This window comes from Terrisporobacter mayombei, from assembly GCF_020748465.1.
GTDB classification, from domain to species: Bacteria; Bacillota; Clostridia; order Peptostreptococcales; family Peptostreptococcaceae; genus Terrisporobacter; species Terrisporobacter mayombei.
On record NZ_JAHZMP010000316.1, the window covers coordinates 1 to 255 of the forward strand.

Genomic DNA, 255 nt, shown 5'->3' on the forward strand with positions numbered 1-255 from the left:
AAAACTTCACTGGTTTGGCCTGTTCCGCGTTCGCTCGCCGCTACTTACGGAATCGAATTTCTTTCTCTTCCTCCGGGTACTTAGATGTTTCAGTTCCCCGGGTTCCCCTGGCATGACTATGTATTCATCATACCATACTTAGACATTACTCTAAGTGAGTTTCCTCATTCGGAAATCTTGGGATCAAAGTTTACGTGCAACTCCCCCAAGCTTATCGCAGCTTATCGCGTCCTTCATCGGCTCCTAGTGCCAAGG

1 rRNA gene is annotated in these 255 nt (G+C 47.8%); it reads right to left on the reverse strand.

What is annotated here, in order from left to right:
- Positions 1-255: ribosomal RNA gene (locus tag K0039_RS21790) — 23S ribosomal RNA — on the reverse strand; the annotation flags it as partial.